Genomic DNA, 19,539 nt, shown 5'->3' with positions numbered 1-19,539 from the left:
CTCCACCAGGACCTGGCGACGGGGGCGTCGTCGGTGTTCTGGCGGGGCATCGCTTTGGACTTTCTTGGTCAGCGACGGGGGCCGGAGATGTCCACAACAGGACTCGGCACTCGGTACTGGTGGCCGAGTATCGAGTAGCGGCTGACCTTTGCTTTGCAGGAGCAGCGCTGGATGGAGAGAACCCTGCGCGCGCAGGGACCAAGTCGCCGGTCAGGGCGCGCAGGAGATCGGTCGCAGGAACAACCCCGCACGCGCGGGGACCAGCCGCCGACAAGGTGGCCGCTGGGATCCGGGCCGGAAACAACCCCGCACGCGCGGGGACCAGGGCATGGCCGCGCTCATGGCGATGCTCGACGAGGGAACAACCCCGCACACGCGGGGACCAGGACGAAGCCGGACTCAACCTGCTTGACGAGGGGGGAACAACCCCGCACGCGCGGGGACCAGCGGTGTCCTCTCCGCGCGAGCGGAGGTGAGCCGGGAACAACCCCGCACGCGCGGGGACCAGTCCAGGACGTCCCCGCCCCCGCCCCCGCTCCCGGGAACAACCCCGCACGCGCGGGGACCAGAGCACTGGTAGCGATCGCGTTGTAGTGGTCGAGGGAACAACCCCGCACGCGCGGGGACCAGAGGGCGCGACCTGCATGTTTAGGGTCGGCCGCAGGCGATTTTACTTACTTCTTGAGAATCGACCATAACTGGCATACCTCGCAAATAGTCATTGCGGTGTTGGGTAGAGACAGGAGCGCCGCTGTTTATCCAGTATTCCGGACGTCACTTACGCCCCGCTCCCCCTTTGGTCGGGCCAGGCCAGCACCGACACGTAGTAGTTGTCGTAGCTGTTCATGCAACGCCCCGCGCCTCATCTCGGGTGCGCAGAGGTGAGGCGCCCTGGTCGTTCGGCGGCTTGGCTACGCTGCGGCGACCAGTTCGCGTGCCCGTTCGTTGAAGTCGGCGACCAGCCGATGTGTCCCGAACGGTTCCATACGGCGCTGCAAGTCCTGAATGGACTCCACGCACCGAGAACTCTTCACCCGTCGTGAGAGTGAGAGTGCCCGCAGGCCCGCCGAGTGCGCCGCCTCAAGGTCGCGCCGCTGCAAGTGCGAGACAGCGAGCGCGGCCTGCGACATCGCACCACGGCGGGCTCGACGCTGTTTACGGGCGTGGTCGATGGACTGGCGTGCGTGCTGCTCGGCGGTCTCGGCCTGTCCGAGATCCCGGAACGTGCTCGCATGCTCGCCATGCAGATAGGCGGGATCGATGAATGCCGCCCACTCCTGCTCGTCCTCAAGCCTCACACGGCCGTACGCCGCCTCTGACTGTGCCACGGCACGAGCAGCGTCGGACTTGTCACCGAGCTTCGCCAGCGCACGGGCTTCCAGGGCCCACAGGTCGGCGAGGCACGCGGGGGAGGTGTTCTTGCCCAGCCCGGCCCGACCCGCCTGCGCGAGCCGTCGTCCTTCCGCCGGGTCGCCCAGCAGCGTTGCCTGGTCTGCCATGCCCGCCAGGACGTGCGCGCCGAGCGCCGCGTTCTGCGACTCCTCCGCCAGGCGCAACGATTGGATCAAGTACCTCTGTGCTGTTCCGTGTTCACCCGAGTCGTACGCCATCCATCCGAGAAGGTAAGTCTGCTCGGCCGTTGCTTCGCACAGTGCCCGCCGTACCTCGTCAGAATGCGTTCGGCGCAGGAGCGGGTAGACGTGCTGATTCATGTACGCGGCGAGGATAAGACGGCCCGAGCCGCCGCCCTGGAGTACATCCATCTTCTGGAACTCGCCGAACATGTTCTTCACCGCGGTGACGTCTTCGAGGCGTACGTGCGGTCCAGGGTCCGGATGTTGATCAATGGTGTTGAGTAGCCAGTCGCGCGAGGGCCCGACAGCCGCTACCGCGGTGAAAGGCGCCGCTGCGAGGAATTTTCGACGGTCCACGTCTGCTCTCCCCAAGTCGGCAACGACTTCCACCGTAACGGCGAAAGATGAGTTGTAGGCGAGCGAACGATCCGCCGTGCCGCCCTCGGCGAATCCGAGGTCGTACGCGGTGACCCGAAATCCGACGCTCGCCGAGATCACGTCGGCGATGATCCCGGGCACCGGCTGGCGTGGCTTGAGGCCGTTCAGCCAGCGCCTGACCGCCGTGGCATCCGTCTGAATATGCGGCTGGTCCCACATCTGAGCTGCGACTTTGACCCGACGGGCCAATTCCTTGTTGCTCATGCCGGAGCGCTCCAGCCACCGGGCCAGATCTGTGTTCGGTGACGTCATGGTGAGTTCCTACCCCTTCGTCGTAGCCGGTAGTTCAAGTGCCACCCCTTGCCACCCTTTTCGGCGGTATCCGTGGATGGGAACTGGAGGTTGCCTGAATGACAGAACCAACCGCGCAGACAGGGGAGTTGTACTCATTCGCCAGGCTGCGTTCGCGTGCAGGACCTGGAGCGTCGGTCGGGCCGGGGCGCTCATGTTGGGGCCGCTGTGCCGAATCCCGATCCGCTTCGAGCACCCGGCCCTCGCGCTCGTATCCATGGGCATCGACCACGACGCCCCGAAGGCTAGGAGAATCCCGTGCATGACCTGATCGTTTCCCCGTTTCTGGGCGACCACCTCGTCTTGCGTCCAGGAAGCGCGAAGGGGATGAAGATCCCGGCGCACCGGTACCTCGAACTCCAGCAAGCCGCCATGAGCGATGCCGAGGTCCCGACGTGGTTACACCGTCCCGTACAGGACCGGTGGGGTCTGGACCTGGGCAGATCCGCTGCGGACACCGTGCTGTTGGTGCGTGATCCTTCTCCGTACGGTCACGGCCGGGCCTCCTACGAGCTGAATCTCGGATGCAACTGGGCCTGCAAGCACTGCTATCTGGGCCTGAAGGAGTTCGCTGGTCTTGACTGGCCCGAGCGGGAGAGGCTCCTGTACGCGCTCCGGGACGCGGGTGTCGTCTGGCTCCAGGTCACCGGCGGCGAACCCACCATCGACCCGCACTTCGCAGCGGTCTACTCGCTCGCCTACGACCTCGGCATGATGGTTGAGGTCCTCACCAACGGCTCCCGTCTCCACAACCCGCTGATCCTAGATCTCCTCACCGTCCGCCGTCCCTACCGGCTGACGCTCAGTGTCTATGGCGCCACCGAGCAGAGCTACGACGGTCTCACCCAGCGGCGCGGTGCCTGGAAGCAGTTCACGCGCGGGCTGGACGCGGCGTACGAGGCCGGGCTGCCGCTGGAGCTGACTGTCATCGTTACCGAGGACAGCGTGCACGAGGTCGAGGCGATGCATGCCCTCGGCGAGCGGTACGGCGCAGTAACGCGCGAGTACTCACACATGTCACCCACCATCTACGGCGGAGCGGAGTCCCTGCCCTCCCAGGCGACGGCCTACCTGGGCAAACGGAAGCCCTTCACCGGCTGCGACGCCGGCCATACCTCGCTGCATGTGGACCCCCACGGCATGGCCAGCGTCTGCAAGGTCTCCCGCGACCACTCGATCCCTCTGGTGACCGAAGGGGTCGCGGGGCTGTCCCGGCTCGGTCACGTCGCCGACCGGGCGCTGGGGCGCCAGGGCGGCTGCGCGGGCTGCACGCTCAGTGAGTCGTGCAGCACCTGCATGCCGCTGGCGGCCTTGTACCGCAAGGCCAATGCGCCCTTGAGTCGCTACTGCCAGCACAAGGACAAGGAAGGGAGGTGACACCCGCTATGTCACTCGTCGCAGTGGAGATTTCCCCTCGGCCCCAGGCCGATCAGGAGGAGATCGAGTTCGTCGACGACCTGGACGCCCTCTCCGGCACCGAGGTCATGCTCGGCTGCGGAAACGACAACCCGTACTAAACGACCCGTACCGAACCAAGTTCAGAGTGGGGCCGCTCGACACGTGCGGGCGGCCCCGCCACTCGCTCCCGCTCCTACACTCTCGGCGTGGTGACCATGAGACTGCACTGGAACGACCTCCCCGCAGGCACCCGCGACGCTGTCGCTGCCCGTACCGGCCCTGTCCATGCGGCGACGACCGTGGGCAGGGGCCTCAACAGCGAGATCGCCGCAACCCTGAGTACCGGCGGCGGACGCGTCTTCGTCAAGGGCCTGCGCTGCGACCATCCCCGTGTCTGGACCCAGCAGCGCGAAGCTGTCATCAACCCGTACGTTGCCCCGCTCGCTCCACGGCTCGTCTGGCGGATCGACGACGGTGAATGGAACCTACTCGGCTTCGAGTACCTCGACGGCCGCCCGGCCGACTACAAGCCGGGCTCCGCCGACCTTCCCCTCATCGCCGACGTGATCACTGCGCTTTCCGCCATCCGCGCTCCGGCGGATATCGAACTGAAGCAGATCGAAGATCGCTTCGCCGACTATCTCGACAACTCCGACGACGCCCGGCAGCTGAGCGGCAACACGTTGCTGCACACCGACTGGACGCCGGACAACGTTCTGATCGTCGACGGCGTTGCCCGCGTGGTCGACTGGGCCTGGCCGACTCGGGGAGCCGCCTGGATCGACGCCGCGTGCTGGGCGGTCTGGCTCATCGCCTCCGGCCACACTCCTCACGATGCAGAAGCGTGGGCTGCGAGGACTCCGGGCTGGGCCGGCGCGAACGCGCGCGCCCTCGATGTGTTCACCATCGCTCAACAACGGCTGTGGAGCAGCATCGCGGCGGACGCCCCCGACGTTTCCTGGAAGCGTGGCCTGGCCGACGCGGCTGCCTGCTGGGCCGCCTACCGGCGCGGCGGACGAAAGGAACTGTGATGGCCGACGACCCGCCCATCCACCCGTACGAGAAGCTCACCACTCCCGAGGGGGAACAGGTCGACATCGACAGGGAGTTGGTCTCTGTCGTCCGCGGACTCTGGCGCCTCGGCTTCGCAACCACCACCTGTTGCCAGGACGTCGGCGAGGCCACCGCCGGTGTTCGCGCCCAGCGCGCCACCCCGCTCGGCTACGACGGCGACGGGTTCATTGCGTACCACCTCGGCTACGCCTTGCTGAAGATGCCGGTCTTCGATGCCGGGCGACTGGTTGAAATGCTTGTCCGTAATGAAGTGTTCAGCGAACGGATCCGTTGCCCCTGGAGCCCCGGCTCTTGGCGGATGAATATCCCCCTCACCCCAGAGGGTCCTGCGATCGAGGCGTTTCTCCACTTTCCACGGGCCCAGATTGCGGTCTTGGCTGACGTGCTCCGGGAGGAAGCCTGCGCGTTGACGTGAAGTAGCGCAGATTCTGAATCGGAGTGGTCATGTGGCGCGCGATGCCGGGGTCTTCTTAGCGCGAGGCCGTGGAGTTGAACCTCTCGTTTCCAAGGCGGTTTGTGGGGCTATCTCCAGCGGGAAGTAGTTGACCTGAGTGATCTCGGTCAGGGGGCCAACCCCGCTTGCGCGGGGACCACTCCGTCGCCCATGCTGTCTCCACCTCGTCGCCGGGACCAACCCCGCACGTGCGGGGACCACGCGATCCCTACCGGTGTGAAGTTGTACATCCCGGGACCAACCCCGCACGTGCGGGGACCACGATGGCTTGCCTGTTATCGCGTGGTCACCAGTGGGACCAACCCCGCACGCGCGGGGACCACAGGGCGTGACCTGTGACGTTACTCAGCGGCGTGGGCCTTTTTGCTTACTTCCAAAGATTCGCCCACTTTTCGCATTACCGGCATAAGGTGCTGCCCTCCCGGTTGTCCCGCGCCTGCCGCCCATCCAACCAGTTCCGAAGCGCCGAGCAGAGCCGATCGCTTCAGGTCAGGGTCTCCACGGAGTCGCGGCCCCCGGCCGCGACTCCCAGGTCCCCGCTTCCTCAGTCGTGTGCCGCCAGCAGGTGTTCCAGCCGGGCGTTCGGGAAGGCCCGTACGAAGGAGTTCGCCTGCCAGCGGTCCGGGAACAGGGCCAGGACCTCCTTGTCGCGGACTCGGGTCAGGGCCTCGCCCTGGACCAGGCGGGCGCCGTTCAGGGCTTCGCCGCCGGCGGCGTCCGTGGAGCGGGCCAGGTGGTACGGGAGGAACTCCAGGCGCACCGGGGAGGAGAACTCGTTGGCCATGCGGTGGGTCACCACGTCGAACTGCATGGGGCCCACCGCGGCCAGTACCGGTGACTGCTCGCCGCGCATGTCCGAGGTCAGGACCTGGACCACGCCCTCCTCGTCCAGCTGCGCGATACCGCGCCGGAACTGCTTGGAGCGGCTGATGTCGACCGGGCGTACGACCGCGAAGTGCTCGGGGGCGAAGGTCGGCATCGGAGGGAACTGGGCGGACGGGCCGTCGTACAGGGTGTCGCCCACGCGGAGCGCCGCCGCGTTGCCCAGGCCGACCACGTCGCCGGGGTACGCGGTGTCGACCATGGAGCGGTCCTGGCCGAAGATGCTGTGCGCGTACTTGGTCGCGAACGGTTTGCCGGTGGCGGCGCGGGTGACGGTCTCGCCGCGTTCGAAGGTGCCCGAGCACACGCGCAGGAACGCGATCCGGTCGCGGTGGGAGGGGTCCATGTTCGCCTGGACCTTGAAGACGAGCCCGGAGAAGGGCGCGTCGACCGGGCGGGTGCCGCCGCCCTCCAGCTCGCGGGCGCCCGGGGCCGGGGCGAGGTCGACGAGGGCGTCGAGCAGCAGCCGTACGCCGATGTTGGAGACCGCGGCGCCGAAGAAGACCGGGGTGGACGTGCCGGCCAGGAACGAGTCCCGGTCGAACTCGGCACCTTCCAGCTGGAGGAGCTGCAGTTCCTCGGAGGCCTGCTCCCAGTACTCGCCCTCCTCGGCCGCGGCCCGCTCCGCCGGGATCATCTCCTCGACGGCCTGGTGGGCGCCGCCGGGGGTACGGGTGTAGCGCAGCATCCGGTCCGGCTCGCGGGCGTCGACCAGGCCGCGCATGTCACCGGCGGTGCCGACCGGCCAGATGACCGGCGTCGGACGCAGCCCGAACTCGCGCTGGATCTCGTCCAGCAGCTCCAGGGCCTCCCGGCCGGGGCGGTCCCACTTGTTGACGAAGGTGATCACCGGGATCCTGCGGTGGCGGCAGACGTCGAAGAGCTTGCGGGTCTGCTCCTCCAGGCCCTTGGCGGCGTCGATGAGCATGACCGCGCAGTCCACCGCCGCCAGTACCCGGTAGGTGTCCTCGGAGAAGTCCGCGTGGCCCGGGGTGTCGAGGAGATTGAGCACCCGGCCGCGGTGGTCGAACTGGAGCACCGCCGAGGTCACCGAGATACCTCGGGCCTTCTCCATCTCCATCCAGTCGGACGCGACGGCCCGCCGTCCCGATTTGCCGTGCACCGCGCCCGCCTCGGTGATGGCGTGCGCGTGCAGGGCCAGGGCCTCGGTGAGGGTCGACTTTCCCGCGTCGGGGTGGCTGATCACGGCGAAGGTACGCCGACGGGCGGCCTCCCCCGCAGGCGTACCCGGAGCGGCAGCGGCGGGGGCCCCTGCTGTTCCTGGAGCCGCCGTCGTCTCCGAAGCCGTCGCCTCCGAAGCCGTCGACCCCGGAGCCGCCGACTCCGCCCGAGCCGGGCCGCTCTCGTTGTCCGTAGCAGTCCCGTACGTCTGCACCCTCGCCACCAGTCCCTTGTCCGTCTGAACTATCAGTGTGCGGCAAAGGACCACCGGGCCGGTACCGGCGGTCGGTGCGAGGAGCGCGGGGACGGGCGGCGGTCAGGTGCCGCTGTCGTCCAGCTGCTCGGCGATGCGCAGCAGCGCGGGCAGTGCCGCCCCGACCGCCGCGCGGTCCGGGCCGTCCAGGGTCGCGAGGGCCGTTGCCAGGCGGCGCTCGTGGGCGTCGGTCCAGGCTTTCAGCTGGTCGCGGCCCGCGGTGGTCAGGGTGACGACGGAGGCGCGGCGGTCCTCGGGGTCCACCGCGCGGGCGACCAGCCCACTGGTGATCATCTGTCCGACGAGACCGCTGACCGTGCTGTTGGCCAGCCGCTGCCGGGCCGCGACGTCGCTGATCCGGGTCGGGGAGTGCTCGGCGAGGACCTGGAGAAGCTCGACCTGCGCCATGGGGAGGGTTTCCCAGGGGTAGTCGGTGCGGATCGAGGCCCGGAGCGCGCGTCGTAGCCGGGTGACGGCCTCGGTCAGGAGGCGGGCGTCCGGGACGTCGTCCCCGGGAGTGGGGCCGGAGGCTTGGCTGCGGGGCTGCGGCGGCATGGGGTCAGATTAGACGGGCCGGTGTGCGGGCGGGGGTGGCGTCGTGCCGGATACCGTTCTGCCTCGTAGGGGGGTGGCGTAGTTACCGGACACCGTCCCTAATGCTTCGGTGTCCGATGTAATGTCGGGCAGGTCCTTCCGGGAGCCGTCGCCGGAATCGCACCGTGTGAGTGGTGACCTCATGATGTTGGCGTACATTCCCAGTCCGTCCCAAGGGGTCTGGCACCTCGGGCCGGTGCCGATCCGCGCGTACGCGCTGTGCATCATCGCGGGCATCTTCGCCGCGGTGTGGCTGACCGGCCGGCGCTGGGAGGCGCGCGGCGGCAATCGCGACGACATCGCCGACATCGCGCTGTGGGCCGTGCCCTTCGGCCTGGTCGGCGGGCGGCTCTACCACGTGATCACCGACCCGGAGCTGTACTTCACCGCCGGGAAGCAGCCCATCAGGGCGCTGTACGTGTGGGACGGCGGGCTGGGCATCCCGGGCGCCGTCGCGCTGGGAGCGGTCGGCGCCTGGATCGGCTGCCGCAGACGCGGTGTGAGGCTGGCGGACTTCGCGGACGCCGCTGCCCCCGGTCTCGTACTGGCCCAGGCGATGGGCCGGTGGGGCAACTACTTCAACCAGGAGCTGTTCGGCAGCCCCACCAGCCTGCCGTGGAAGCTGCTCATCGACCCGGCCCACCGCCCGGCGGGCAGCCCCGACGTGGCGTTCTACCACCCGACGTTCCTGTACGAGTCGCTGTGGGACCTGGGCGTGATGGCGCTGCTGCTCTGGCTGGACCGGCGCTACCGGGTGCGCCGGGGGCGGCTGTTCGCCACGTACGTCCTCGCGTACACGGCGGGCCGTGCCTGGATCGAGGCGCTGCGCGTCGACCACGCCAACCACTTCCTGGGGCTGCGGCTCAACGACTGGGTGTCGGCCGGGCTGTTCGTCGGCGCGCTGATCTATCTGTACGCCACCAGGCGCGCGCAGCCGGACGGATCCCCGGACGGATCCCCGGACGGATCCCCGGACGGATCCCCGGACGGATCCCCGGACGGATCCCCGGACGGATCCCCGGACGGTTCGGACAGGCCGTCGGGTGGTTCGGACAGGCCGTCGGACGGCTCGGAGGGGCCTTCGGGGGAATCCCGGGAAGGGACCGACGGGTCTGCGGACGGGTCTGGGGGCGGACCCTCGGACGGATCCCCGGAGGGCAGCGATGCGGCCGGGGCCGGGGCCGAGGGGGCGGAGGAACGGTGACGATCAGCACGACAGCGGCGACCGCGGGCCGTGCGGGACGGCGGCTGGGACCGCTGCTGCCCGCCCGGCTGCGCCCGTCGGGTCGCCCCCTCCTCTGGCTGGAGCTGGCCTTCACCGCGATCGGCTACTGGGCGTACACCCTCTCCCGCAACGCGGTGCCCACGCACCGCGGGGCCGCGCTGCACCGGGCGCACGAGATCTTCGACACCGAGCGCCTGCTGCACATCGACATCGAACGCACGGTCAACCACGCGGCCGATCACGTCACGTGGCTGATCGTGGGGATGAACTACTACTACGCCACGCTGCACTTCATCGTGACCATCGGTGTCCTGGTCTGGCTCTACGTCCGCCACCCCGGCCACTACCGCTCCGCACGCACCGCGCTGTACGCGGCCACGCTGCTCGCCCTCGCCGGGTTCGTGTTCTTCGCGCTGGCACCGCCGCGCTTCCTCGCCGGGCAGGGGTTCATCGACACCGTGGTCAAGCACCACACCTGGGGGTCCTGGGCCTCCGGTGATGTGGCGTCGCTCTCCAACCAGTACGCCGCGATGCCCTCGGTGCACATCATCTGGTCCGCCTGGTCCGGTGTCGCGCTGGCCTTCCTGGCCCGCCGCGCGTGGGTCAGGGTCCTCGGTGTCGTGTATCCGCTGGCGACGTTCACCGTCATCCTCGCCACGGCCAACCACTTCGTCGCGGACGCCGTGGCCGGGGCGCTGACGCTCGCGGCCGGCTTCCTGGTCCAGCGGCTGCTCACCGGGCGGCCCGCCTACGCCCGGCGGGAAGTCGGTCCGGCAGCCGGTCCAGCAGCCGGTCCGGCAGTTCGTCCGGTCGTGCCGCCTGTCTGACGGCGTTGTCCCGTCTCATTCGATCTTGCTCATGAGCAAGGCCGTGACCTGCGCGGATGCAACGGCATGTGAGATGGGTTCAGGTGGAAGTCTCAGATGCCGTTGCCTCTCAGATGTACTTCGCGGCGTGTGTCTCAGTTGACGTTGTCGGTTGCTGCGACTCTCGGCGTGTTGTCGGGTACTGGGCTGGTTCCGGCTCGGAAAATCGTTCGCCAACTCGGGGTCTGTGAGCCGAGACTGATGAGCCCATCACAGCGGACGGAAGAGCGGCCAGCACTGACGTACAACCGAGACACCTTGCCCTTCCCCGAGAACCTCGTGCCCCGAGCCCCTGATCAGGGCATGCACCACTGGGAGGGTCTCGACCCGGACCGTCACCCGTTCACCTGGGACGACGACGAGGAAGCCCGTCTTCGCGCGCTGGTGCGCGAGTGGGTGCCACCCGTGCTCTCCGGCATGAGGGGCCACTGGGAGGGCGAGTACTGGTGTGCAAGCCAGGTGGACGCGATCATCAGGGAGCGGTACGGGAACTGGGCTCAGGGATGGAACTGGTGCTACCGGTACGGCGGGCCCATTGGCAGCTGGGTCACCGAGGCAAGCTCGGTGACGACCCCCGATGAGACCGCGGCAAGCGTCGTGGCCGCGCTGTTGGAGTGGCGGGAGTGGTTGGAGAGGATGGCTCAGCGCTTCGCGGAGCTGGCGCCGCCACCAGAAGCCTCTCCCGAGGATCGCAGCTGGCATCTGGAGCGGGCCTGCGTCCGGCTCGTGACACTCGCGCTGGACTCGGGAGCCGAAGGCGGTTGGCACGGGCAGGCCGCGCGGGTCCTGCGCTGGTTCCTCACCACCACCGGCATGGGGCAGGCCGAGGCTGAGCAGGCGGTGGAGAGTGCGATCGGCGGCCGGTTCAAGAGCTGGGTCGCCCCTGGACGGACGCTGATCGAATCTGTCGGCGAGGACCTCGCCGTCGGCCTGACCGGCCATGCCCCCTATCGGGACCAGCGTGAGCGGGCGGCCCTGGAGGATCTCCATGACCGCTACTGACAGCCTTTCGACCTGGCTGCGCGTGCGCCGCGAGACCGACTGGCAGCAAGCACCCGCCCTGCGGCGGGGGTTGACTGCGCGCGATGGGTTCCGGGCGTGGTGCGAAGGGCCAGTCCGCCAGCGCGACGCCGTCCGCGCCGAGCGCCTGCTCGCCGCCCACACTCTGGCCTGCGCCGATGCCGCACGCCGCGCCCCGCTGGATTTCGCCCTCCTGGCCAGCTGGCAGCGCGAGGTCCTCGGCGGGGTGGAGGCGCCATTTCGTGCGGCGGACGCCTATGCGAAGGCCGGCCGCGAGCGCTACGGCCTGACCTCACGGACCCAGGCTGACTTCGCCGCCTACCTGCGCGAGGCGACCGACCAGGGTCTCCCGCTGGCGGCCCGCGCGGCCCGCGTGTACCTCGACGTGGCGTTCTTCCATCCTTTCACCGACGGCAATGCCCGCTCGGCCCTGCTGACCTTGGTCCACGTCCTGGCCCGCGAGGACATAGTCCTTTCGGAGGTCGGCCCTCTCCAAACAATCCGCTACGCGGACGACCCGGCGGGCGCCGCTGACCTGGCCACTCTCATCGGCGTGCTCAACCGCCGCCGGTGCTGAAGTCTTCAGGGTGAGGATGCTGTAGGTGTCGGACCCCTCAGTAGTCGTCGTGGAGCGCCGTGCGCTGGCGGTAAGCGGCTTGCCGACAGCGGGCTGAGCAGTAGCGAGCGTCTTGACGTCGGTCGTTGCCGCTCGTCCAGGTGACGCCGCATGCCGGGCACTCCACCTTTTGCATGGAGGACGATGGATCGCTGAGTGCGCGCTGGTGCTGTTCGAGCCTCCAGTTGCGTGATCTGCATGCGGTTGAGCAGAACCGCGTCCTCGAATTTCGGGCCTTCAGTTCGTTGCCGCAGTTGGCGCAATGGCTCCGGCCGAACCGGCCGCAGCTTCTCGAAGCCCAATGTCCAGCACGCCGCGAGCGATTCGCGACGACGTACCAGGCCCTCATCGACGTACGCGACGTCGAACTCAGCCGGCTCGGCCACTACGACATCCATCAGCCCACCCACTGCAACGAGACGTATCCGTACTGATCCGAGGAAGCCACAGGCAAGCGGCTGTCAGAGCCCGAAGCGGGCTCAAACCGCTCTTGAGGGGGAACGGAACGTGAGACACCGCAAGATCAACGACAACATCCACAGAGACAAAGCTGCCTTAGCGGCAACGTCATCTGAGACGCCAGACTTCTCGTCGACTGGAGGCGGCAACGGAGCGTGAGACCAGCTGCGAATCCAACAAGGTCACCTGTAGACAACGACAACGCTGCGTGAGACGGGACAGGCGTCGGCCGTACGCGGTCCGTCACCGTGACGCGGAGGCGTCACCGTCCCCGCGGCCGTCCCCGGGGCCGTCCCCGGGGCCGTCCCCGCGGCCGTTCCCGGGGCCGTCCCCGCGGCCGTTCCCGGGGCCGGGGCCGAGCCGGGCGGCGAGCACCGCGGCTGCGGACGCGGCCAGCAGGACGAGTACGGCCCAGCGCGGCCCGCTCAGGTGACCGCCCGACGGGGCGAGATGCAGGGCGAGAGCGACCAGGGCGACACCCAGTGCGGTGCCCAGGCCGCGGGCCATGTTGACCAGACCGCCTCCGGTGCCGGAGGAACTGGCCGGTATCGCGCCCATGATCAGGGTGTTGTTGGCCGGGGTGAAGGTGCCGAGGCCCAGCCCGAGCAGGGCGAGCAGCGGCACCAGCACGCCCACGGTCAGCGGGAGTACGAGCATCGCGGCCAGCGCCGCCGTGCACACCAGGGCCCCCAGGGTGCAGCGGCCCCGGTTGGTGACGGCGCCGGGCAGGACCCGGTCGGCGCCGGTCGCCGCCAGGGCGAACCCGGCGGGCAGCGCCGTCAGTACGGCCCCGGCGGTCACCTCCGACGAGCCGGACGCGGTCAGCACGATCGGGACCAGCGCCAGCGGGCCGAACAGCACCAGGTACCCGCACAACGCGCCCAGCAGGCCGGACGAGACGGCCCGTACCCGGAGCAGCTCCAGATCCAGCAGGGGTGCCGCGGCCCGGCGCTGTCGCCGTACGAAACCCCAGCCCGTCGCCGCGGCCACCACGAACAGCGCCACCACCGCCCAGCCCGGAACCGGCAGGCCCGAAGCCGCGGAGACGCCCAGCAGCAGCGCGGTCGTGGAGGTGCCCAGCAGCGCGAGACCGGGCCAGTCGAACCCGGCGGTCCGTCGGCGGTTGCGGGTGCGCGGCAGCAGGTAGTGGCCCGCGACCAGGGCGATCACCCCGATGGGCACGTTGATGCCGAAGACCCAGCGCCAGCCCAGCGTCGAGACCAGCAGCCCGCCCACCGTCGGACCCAGCGCGAGGCCGAGCGCCTGCGCGGCGGCCTGCACGCCCAGCGCGGTCCGCATCTTCGCCCGCGGTGCGCTGCCCGCCACCAGGGCCACGCTGTTGGCCTGCATCATGGCCGCGCCCGCGGCCTGCACCACCCGGAACGCGACGAGTACACCCAGCGACGGCGCCAGCCCGCAGGCGGCCGACGCGGCGGTGAAGACCACGAAGCCGTAGAGGTAGAACAGCTTGCGGCCGTGGGCGTCGGAGAGCCGCCCGACCGGTACGAGCAGGGCGACGAGCGTCAGCAGATAGGCCAGCGAGACCCACTCGACGGCCGCCAGCGAGGCGTCGAACTGCCTGCTCAGGCTGGTGTAGGTGAGGGTGACGATGCTGGCGTCCAGCTGCCCCATGAACGCGCCGAAACAGACCGTGATCACCGCGAGCCACCAGGCACCCGGGCGGTTGCGGATCCGCTCGGGCCGCGCCCGTTCCCGTACCAGGACGGCGGGCCAGGCGGGGGCGTGCGCCGGGCGGAATCGCGTCCGGGAGCTCATGCCGTCGCCTGCGCGGGACAGTGGTTCATGTCTTCAGGTTACATCGGTAACCGAACTATTCGGTGTGCGACGATAAATCTCCCCGTGAGGCACTGAGGCACTGAGGCACTGAGGCACTGAGGCACTGAGGCAGTGACGCAGTGACGCAGCGAGGCAGTGACGCAGTGAGGCAGCCTGGCCGCAGGGTGGTGCGGGTGCGGGTGCGGGTGCGGGTGCGTCAGCGTCTGCGGGACGGGCGGTCAGCCGCGGCCGGCGCCGGCGGATCAGCTCCTGCGCAGCCCGTGGTCGTGCGCGAAGACCACGACCTGCACGCGGTCGCGCAGGCGCAGCTTGCGCAGGATGCCCCCGACATGGGTCTTCACCGTCGACTCGCTGAGGAAGACCTCCTCGGCGATCTCGGCGTTGCTCAGCCCCCGGGCGACCGCTTCGAGGATCTCGCGTTCCTTCTCGGTCAGCGTGCCGTACTCGGCGGGCAGCGGACGGCGGCGGCCGAGCCCGCCGTCCAGCAGGGTCTGGAGGTCGTCGGGGAGCAGGACCGCGTTCCCGGCGTGCACCGTACGGACGGCGGCCCGCAGGAAGTCGGGGGTGGCGTCCTTCAGCAGGAACCCGCTCGCGCCGTGGCGGATCGCGGTGGCGGCCCGGTCGTCCAGGTTGAAGGTGGTCAGCACGATGACCCGCACCGGCCGGGAGCGGCGGGCCGCGGCCTCGGGCGCGCAGATGAGCCGGGTCGCCTCGACGCCGTCCATCTCGGGCATCCGGATGTCCATGAGGACGACGTCGGGCCGGGTCTCCTCGACCATCCGTACGGCCTGGGCACCGTTCCCGGCCTCTCCGACGACCTCCAGGTCGGGCTGGGTGTCGATGCTGATGGCGACGCCGGACCTGAAGAGTTCCTGGTCGTCGACGAGCAGTACCCGGATGGGCTGCGTCATGTGCTTCCTCCCCGTTGCCCCACGGGCATCCGTGCGGTCACGGTGAACACCATTCCGCCGTTTCCGTCGTCCTTGCGCAGTGTCCGCAGCCGCCCGCCGACGGCTTCGAGGCGGCGCCGCATTCCCGTCAGGCCGATGCCCGCCATGGACCGGGCGGGGCGGCCGGCGACGGCGTTGCCGACCTCGATCCGCAGCTCGTCCGACCCCCAGGCGCGCAGCACGGTGATGGGCGCCGAACTGCTGCCGTGCTTGAGCGCGTTCGTGAGCATCTCCTGGAGCACCCGGCAGGCGACGGTGTCGAGTTCGGGGGGCAGCGGCCGGGACGCCCCCTGGACGTCGCTGCGTATGTCGTGGCCACCGCCCCTGACCCCTTCGATCAGGCTCTCCATGGTGCTGCTCGACTGCGAGGGCGCTCCCGGCTCCGCCGACAGCACGTGCCGTACGTCCCCCAGCGAGCGCCGCGCGGTCGCCGAGATCGTCGCCATGGCTTCCCGGATGCGGGCCACGTCCTCGTCGCCGAGGGACTGCGCGGAGTCGGCCTGCGCCAGGATGACGGTCAGCGAGTGCCCGACCACATCGTGCACGTCGTGGGCCAGGCGGGTCTGCTGGGCCCGCAGTTCCGCGATCTCCTCGGCCCGCAGCGCCTGGGCCTCGGCCTGCTCCCTGCTGGCCAGTGAGGTGCGGTAGCGGGCGTCGACCCGCAGCAGCAGGCCGATCATGTACGGAACGGTCAGCGGCGCCATCACCGACAGGTATCTGTCGATCGAGCCCAGCGAGGGCGCGTACCAGGTGAACGGCGACAGGTTGAACTCGACTCCGACCGGGCCGCTCACGTGGACGTAGACGACGGCGCAGACGGCGCCCACCGGGATGGAGATCCCGCCCGCCCACACCGTGCCGGTCCGTCCGTGCCGGGCGATGCCGTACGCCACCACCACGGCACCGAGCTGCACCAGTGCGACGTCCGAGCGGTTGGCCACCTGCACACCGGCGGTCAGCCAGACGAGCGCGAGCGCCCAGGCCGGTCCGATCCGGTAGAGGGCGACGGCGGCGCCCATGCCGAGCGCGACGACCGCCTTGCTGGGGAAACCGGCCGTGTCTCCGTGGGACGTGACGGTGGCGGCGAGCCCGAGCGCGGCCACGGCGGCTCCCGGCGCGAGATCGAGCCAGACGGGCCGGGCGGGACCGCGGAAATCCATCGCCCTCACGGTCGGACCGCCGCGTCGCCCGGCTCTGCCGGACAGGACCTGGCGGCGGTCGGCCGGGCGGAGACCGGTGCGTGCGTGGGTGTCGACGGCCGGGCGGAGACCGGTGCGTGCGTGGCCATGTCGGGGCCTCCGATGCGGTACGGGGGAGCGTGGCCCCGCCGGGTACGGACGGTGGCGGCGTCCGGGGCGTTTCGCCACGATACCGTCGTGCCTTCCGAGGCGCCCCGGACCCCGGTGAGGCCCCCGCGCACCGGATTTCGGACTCTCATCCCGCCCGGCGCTCGCGCCCGTGACGGTGCAGCGCGCCGTTGACCAGCACGTTCAGCAGCTCGGGGTAGGGCAGCCCGACGGAGGAGAACATCCGGGGCACCTGGGACTCCGCGGTCATGCCGGGCATGGTGTTCACCTCGTTGAGTACGAGTTCGCCGTCGCTGCCGAGGAAGAAGTCGAAGCGGGCGACCCCGGCGCAGCCGAGTGCGTCGAACAGGGCGAGCGACGCCGATTCGAGGCGCGCCCGCTCGGTCTCCGAGATCAGGGCGGGCAGCCGGAAGTCGGCCGTGCCGTCGTACTTGCTGTCGGTGTCGAAGAGCGCCCCGGACCCGACGACGATCTCCAGCGGCGGACCGACCGTCCGGCCGCCGTTCCCCGCGTCGAGCACCGCGATGTCGATCTCGCGGCCCTCGACGAACTCCTCCACCAGCACCCGGCTGTCCAGCCGGAGCGCCCGGGAGACCGCCTCCGCCAGCTGGGCGGGGTCGTCGACCCGGGTGACCCCGTGGCTCGATCCGGCGCTGACCGGTTTGACCACGACCGGCATGGCCGACGTGACCGGGTCGGCCGCAGCGGTGACCAGGACGGCCCGCGCGGTGCGCAGCCCCAGGGCCTCGGCGACGAGCTTGGTGGCCCACTTGTCCATGGCCAGCGCTCCGGCGCCGACCGGGGAGCCCACGTAGGGGACGCACGCCAGCTCGCACAGCGCGGCGAGCGTGCCGTCCTCGCCGAACGGGCCGTGCACGGCGGGGAACACGACGTCGCAGTCCGCGATCGTCGCCAGCGCCTCGCCGAGACCGGCGGGGAAGGCCTTGCCGTCGGGGCCCGACCAGCTGCCGTCCCGGCCGATGGTCAGCTGTACGGCGTCGAAGGTGTCCGGGTCGAGCGACGCGACGACCGAAGCGGCCGTGGCGAGCCCGACCTCGTGCTCGCAGTTGCGCCCGCCGCCGATGACGGCGACGCGGGTCCGCGGGGCGGGGGCGGTGCGCGCCCGTACGCCCGCATCCGCCGCTGCGGGTCCGTTCGCTGCGGACTGGTGGTTGGCCAGGGGGCCGTTCGCCGTCTCGGGCACGGTCGTGTTCCTCTGCTTCCTGCTCTGCGTGTTCTGAACGCTCTGTGTGTTCTGGGCGCTCTGCGTGTTCTGAACGCTCGGTGTGTTCTGCGTGCTCTGTTCGCTCCGGCTGGTCACGCGTCGCTCCGGCTGATCACGCGCAGACCGGCACGGCCTGCGGCCGGGTGCCGAGCGCGACGCGCCGCCCGACCCGGGAGCCGATGCCGGTGACGATCTCGTGCTCGATGGTCCCCGCCCACCGCGCCCAGTCGGCGGCCGTGGGCTCGCCGTCGAGGCCGGGGCCGAACAGGGTGACGACCTCGCCGGGCGCCACCGGATCCGCGCCGACGTCCACGACGGTCTGGTCCATCGACACCCGGCCCACGACCGGGCAGCGCCGGCCGCGCACCTGCACCCACGCGCGCCCGGCGACCGAGCGCGGGACGCCGTCGGCGTAACCGGCCGGGATCAGCGCGAGCCGGGTCCGGTACGCGGTGGTGTGGGTGTGCCCGTAACCCACCGGGGTGCCGGCCGGTACGTCGCGGACGCTCACGACCGGCGCGGTCAGCGTCAGCGCGGGGCGCAGCCTGGCGCTGCCCGACGGGTCGATCCCGATGAGCCCGGCGCCGATCCGGCACAGGTCGAAATGGCTCGACGGGTCGGTCAACGTGGCTGCCGTGGCGGCGAGATGGCGGTGCCGGGGGTGGAGCCCCTGCCGCCGGGCGGCGGACACCGCGTCGAGGAAGCGCAGGCGTCCCGCGCGGTTGTGCGTGTCCTCCGGGGAGTCGGCGCAGCCCAAGTGCCCCATGACGCCGACGACATCGACGACGCCCTGCCGCTCCGCCTCCCGGGCCGCGGCGCACAACGGCTCCCAGGCGGCCGGTTCGGCGCCGTCCCGTGCCATGCCGACATCGGCGTGCAGATGTACCGCGGCGCACCGCCCCGAGGCCCGCGCCGCGGCCGTGATCCGCGCCAGGTGTCCGGCGCCGGGCACGGCGAGTTCGACGTCGGCGCGCAGCGCGGCCTCCCAGTCGGCGTCCACCGGATTCAGCCAGCTCAGCACCGGCGCGGTGAGGCCCGCCGCCCGCAGTTCGAGGGCCTCGTCGATCGAGGTCACCCCGAGCCGGGAGGCGCCACCGGCCAGCGCGCTGTGCGCCACGTCGACAGCGCCGTGACCGAAGCCGTCCGCCTTGACCACGGCCATCAGCTCGGCCCGGGTACGGGCGCGGAACACGCCCGTGTTGGCGGTGACGGCGGTCAGGTCCACGGTGAGCAGGGCCCGCCGCTGCTCCTCGCGCAGCGTCACGACGTTCTCTCGACCGGGCCGTAGAGGGCGTACGGGGCGCCGGTCGTCAAGGCCCAGTAGCGGTCGCCGTAGCTCCAGTGCCACCACTCGGTGGGGTAGTTCACCAGGCCGGCCCCCGACAGCGCCGCTGCCATCACGTCGCGGCGGGCGCGCGCCTCGGCGTCGATGCCCTCCGACGCGAAGGCGCAGGCCCCGTCGCTCTGTTCCGGGGTGGCGTCGACCTCGGTGCCCATCCACAGCGGGCGCCCGACGGCATCGGCCAGGGTGAGGTCCACCGCGGCCCCGGCGACGTGCGGTGCGTACGCGACGGGTGCGACGTACCGGGTGCTGAGCCGCTGTATCTCCTCCTCGGCCTCCCCGGGGAAGTCGATGCGCAGCTGCCGGGTGTAGGCCGCGACGGTCTCCGCCTGGGCCTGCGCCGAACGCGCCCCCTCCACCACGAGCAGGCGCAGCCCGTCGGGCAGCGCGGCCTGTGCGGCCACCAGGCGGGCGGCGACACCGGAACGCACCTGTCGGCTCCGCCGGTCCCGCCCGGCCGTACAGGCGAGGCCGAGCCCGGCCAGGTCCACCAGCGCTTCGCCCTCGTCCACGACGGGCACGGCGACCACGTCGGGGTCGGCAATGAGAATGGTCATGCCACCGAAGTTATGAGCGGGGGCCGTGACGGCAC

18 protein-coding genes and 1 CRISPR repeat array are annotated in these 19,539 nt (G+C 70.4%); of the genes, 9 read left to right on the top strand and 9 right to left on the bottom strand.

The annotated features are described in order from the left end of the window. Positions 1-238: 238 nt before the first annotated feature. Positions 239-630: direct repeats of the CRISPR family, unit length 26 nt; unit sequence AACAACCCCGCACGCGCGGGGACCAG. Between the two features lie 281 nt (positions 631-911). Then, positions 912-2,264, bottom strand: coding sequence for a transcriptional regulator (locus OG709_RS17500; RefSeq protein WP_326694455.1), 1,353 nt, complete (start codon positions 2,262-2,264; stop codon positions 912-914). Between the two features lie 366 nt (positions 2,265-2,630). Between OG709_RS17500 and OG709_RS17495 the strand changes: the two genes are divergently transcribed. From OG709_RS17495 to OG709_RS17480, 4 genes are all read left to right on the top strand, one after another. After that, a complete protein-coding gene (locus OG709_RS17495) occupies positions 2,631-3,680 on the top strand; it encodes a radical SAM protein (RefSeq protein ID WP_326694456.1) in 1,050 nt (349 codons plus the stop codon). An 8-nt stretch (positions 3,681-3,688) separates the two neighbouring features. Continuing rightward, a complete protein-coding gene (locus tag OG709_RS17490; RefSeq protein WP_326694457.1) occupies positions 3,689-3,820 on the top strand; it encodes a hypothetical protein in 132 nt (43 codons plus the stop codon). Positions 3,821-3,916: 96 nt separating this feature from the next. Beyond that, positions 3,917-4,732: an aminoglycoside phosphotransferase gene (locus OG709_RS17485; protein ID WP_329166851.1), complete on the top strand. Its 816-nt coding sequence runs from the start codon at positions 3,917-3,919 to the stop codon at positions 4,730-4,732. Beyond that, positions 4,732-5,190 (top strand): hypothetical protein, encoded by a 459-nt coding sequence (locus tag OG709_RS17480; protein ID WP_326694458.1) that lies wholly within the window; start codon positions 4,732-4,734, stop codon positions 5,188-5,190. The genes OG709_RS17485 and OG709_RS17480 overlap by 1 nt, the downstream gene beginning before the upstream one ends. Positions 5,191-5,773: 583 nt before the next feature. Here the strand turns inward: OG709_RS17480 and OG709_RS17475 are convergent. Both OG709_RS17475 and OG709_RS17470 read right to left on the bottom strand, forming a co-directional pair. Then, positions 5,774-7,507 carry a peptide chain release factor 3 gene (locus tag OG709_RS17475; RefSeq protein WP_266644983.1) on the bottom strand — a complete coding sequence of 578 codons (1,734 nt, stop codon included), beginning with the start codon at positions 7,505-7,507 and terminating at the stop codon, positions 5,774-5,776. 102 nt (positions 7,508-7,609) lie between these two features. After that, complete coding sequence (locus tag OG709_RS17470; protein WP_250302487.1) at positions 7,610-8,101, bottom strand: MarR family winged helix-turn-helix transcriptional regulator; 492 nt, start codon at positions 8,099-8,101, stop codon at positions 7,610-7,612. Positions 8,102-8,282: 181 nt separating this feature from the next. Between OG709_RS17470 and lgt the strand changes: the two genes are divergently transcribed. From lgt to OG709_RS17445, 5 genes are all read left to right on the top strand, one after another. Then, entirely contained in the window at positions 8,283-9,344 is a 1,062-nt protein-coding gene (gene lgt, locus OG709_RS17465; RefSeq protein WP_329166850.1) for a prolipoprotein diacylglyceryl transferase, read from the top strand. A 2-nt stretch (positions 9,345-9,346) separates the two neighbouring features. Next, the gene (locus OG709_RS17460) at positions 9,347-10,192 is read left to right on the top strand and encodes a phosphatase PAP2 family protein (protein ID WP_406116437.1); all 846 of its coding nucleotides are present in this window, start codon (positions 9,347-9,349) and stop codon (positions 10,190-10,192) included. 342 nt (positions 10,193-10,534) lie between these two features. Continuing rightward, a complete protein-coding gene (locus OG709_RS17455; protein WP_266642025.1) occupies positions 10,535-11,233 on the top strand; it encodes a hypothetical protein in 699 nt (232 codons plus the stop codon). After that, entirely contained in the window at positions 11,220-11,828 is a 609-nt protein-coding gene (locus OG709_RS17450; protein ID WP_266623762.1) for a Fic family protein, read from the top strand. Before OG709_RS17455 ends, OG709_RS17450 begins: the two co-directional genes overlap by 14 nt. Before the next feature lie 173 nt (positions 11,829-12,001). Then, positions 12,002-12,301: a hypothetical protein gene (locus tag OG709_RS17445; protein WP_329166849.1), complete on the top strand. Its 300-nt coding sequence runs from the start codon at positions 12,002-12,004 to the stop codon at positions 12,299-12,301. Positions 12,302-12,569: 268 nt separating this feature from the next. On the opposite strand, the gene OG709_RS17440 is transcribed toward OG709_RS17445, so the two are convergent. The 6 genes from OG709_RS17440 to OG709_RS17415 form a co-directional block, all read right to left on the bottom strand. Continuing rightward, the gene (locus tag OG709_RS17440; RefSeq protein WP_329166848.1) at positions 12,570-14,102 is read right to left on the bottom strand and encodes an MFS transporter; all 1,533 of its coding nucleotides are present in this window, start codon (positions 14,100-14,102) and stop codon (positions 12,570-12,572) included. A gap of 263 nt (positions 14,103-14,365) precedes the next feature. Then, positions 14,366-15,034, bottom strand: coding sequence for a response regulator (locus OG709_RS17435; RefSeq protein ID WP_250302494.1), 669 nt, complete (start codon positions 15,032-15,034; stop codon positions 14,366-14,368). Then, entirely contained in the window at positions 15,031-16,233 is a 1,203-nt protein-coding gene (locus tag OG709_RS17430; RefSeq protein ID WP_250302495.1) for a sensor histidine kinase, read from the bottom strand. Before OG709_RS17430 ends, OG709_RS17435 begins: the two co-directional genes overlap by 4 nt. A 274-nt stretch (positions 16,234-16,507) precedes the next feature. Further along, complete coding sequence (locus tag OG709_RS17425; protein WP_329166847.1) at positions 16,508-17,584, bottom strand: D-alanine--D-alanine ligase family protein; 1,077 nt, start codon at positions 17,582-17,584, stop codon at positions 16,508-16,510. A gap of 133 nt (positions 17,585-17,717) precedes the next feature. Then, entirely contained in the window at positions 17,718-18,869 is a 1,152-nt protein-coding gene (gene alr, locus OG709_RS17420) for an alanine racemase (protein WP_329166846.1), read from the bottom strand. Next, entirely contained in the window at positions 18,866-19,504 is a 639-nt protein-coding gene (locus OG709_RS17415) for a M15 family metallopeptidase (protein ID WP_250302498.1), read from the bottom strand. The genes alr and OG709_RS17415 overlap by 4 nt, the downstream gene beginning before the upstream one ends. Positions 19,505-19,539: the final 35 nt, after the last annotated feature.

It is taken from the genome of Streptomyces sp. NBC_01267 (genome assembly GCF_036241575.1).
Taxonomy (GTDB): domain Bacteria; phylum Actinomycetota; class Actinomycetes; order Streptomycetales; family Streptomycetaceae; genus Streptomyces.
The sequence above is the reverse complement of the archived record's forward strand: the minus strand, read 5'-3'. Positions and strand labels throughout refer to the sequence as shown.

Excerpts from the sequence above, each read along its gene's own strand:
- OG709_RS17500 (WP_326694455.1), bottom strand. The coding sequence starts at position 2,264 with ATGACGTCACCGAACACAGATCTGGCCCGGTGGCTGGAGCGCTCCGGC.
- OG709_RS17495 (WP_326694456.1), top strand. The coding sequence starts at position 2,631 with ATGAAGATCCCGGCGCACCGGTACCTCGAACTCCAGCAAGCCGCCATG.
- OG709_RS17490 (WP_326694457.1), top strand. The coding sequence starts at position 3,689 with ATGTCACTCGTCGCAGTGGAGATTTCCCCTCGGCCCCAGGCCGATCAG.
- OG709_RS17485 (WP_329166851.1), top strand. The coding sequence starts at position 3,917 with ATGAGACTGCACTGGAACGACCTCCCCGCAGGCACCCGCGACGCTGTC.
- OG709_RS17480 (WP_326694458.1), top strand. The coding sequence starts at position 4,732 with ATGGCCGACGACCCGCCCATCCACCCGTACGAGAAGCTCACCACTCCC.
- OG709_RS17470 (WP_250302487.1), bottom strand. The coding sequence starts at position 8,101 with ATGCCGCCGCAGCCCCGCAGCCAAGCCTCCGGCCCCACTCCCGGGGAC.
- lgt (WP_329166850.1), top strand. The coding sequence starts at position 8,283 with ATGATGTTGGCGTACATTCCCAGTCCGTCCCAAGGGGTCTGGCACCTC.
- OG709_RS17455 (WP_266642025.1), top strand. The coding sequence starts at position 10,535 with ATGCACCACTGGGAGGGTCTCGACCCGGACCGTCACCCGTTCACCTGG.
- OG709_RS17450 (WP_266623762.1), top strand. The coding sequence starts at position 11,220 with ATGACCGCTACTGACAGCCTTTCGACCTGGCTGCGCGTGCGCCGCGAG.
- OG709_RS17445 (WP_329166849.1), top strand. The coding sequence starts at position 12,002 with ATGGAGGACGATGGATCGCTGAGTGCGCGCTGGTGCTGTTCGAGCCTC.
- OG709_RS17440 (WP_329166848.1), bottom strand. The coding sequence starts at position 14,102 with ATGAGCTCCCGGACGCGATTCCGCCCGGCGCACGCCCCCGCCTGGCCC.
- OG709_RS17435 (WP_250302494.1), bottom strand. The coding sequence starts at position 15,034 with ATGACGCAGCCCATCCGGGTACTGCTCGTCGACGACCAGGAACTCTTC.
- OG709_RS17430 (WP_250302495.1), bottom strand. The coding sequence starts at position 16,233 with ATGGATTTCCGCGGTCCCGCCCGGCCCGTCTGGCTCGATCTCGCGCCG.
- OG709_RS17415 (WP_250302498.1), bottom strand. The coding sequence starts at position 19,504 with ATGACCATTCTCATTGCCGACCCCGACGTGGTCGCCGTGCCCGTCGTG.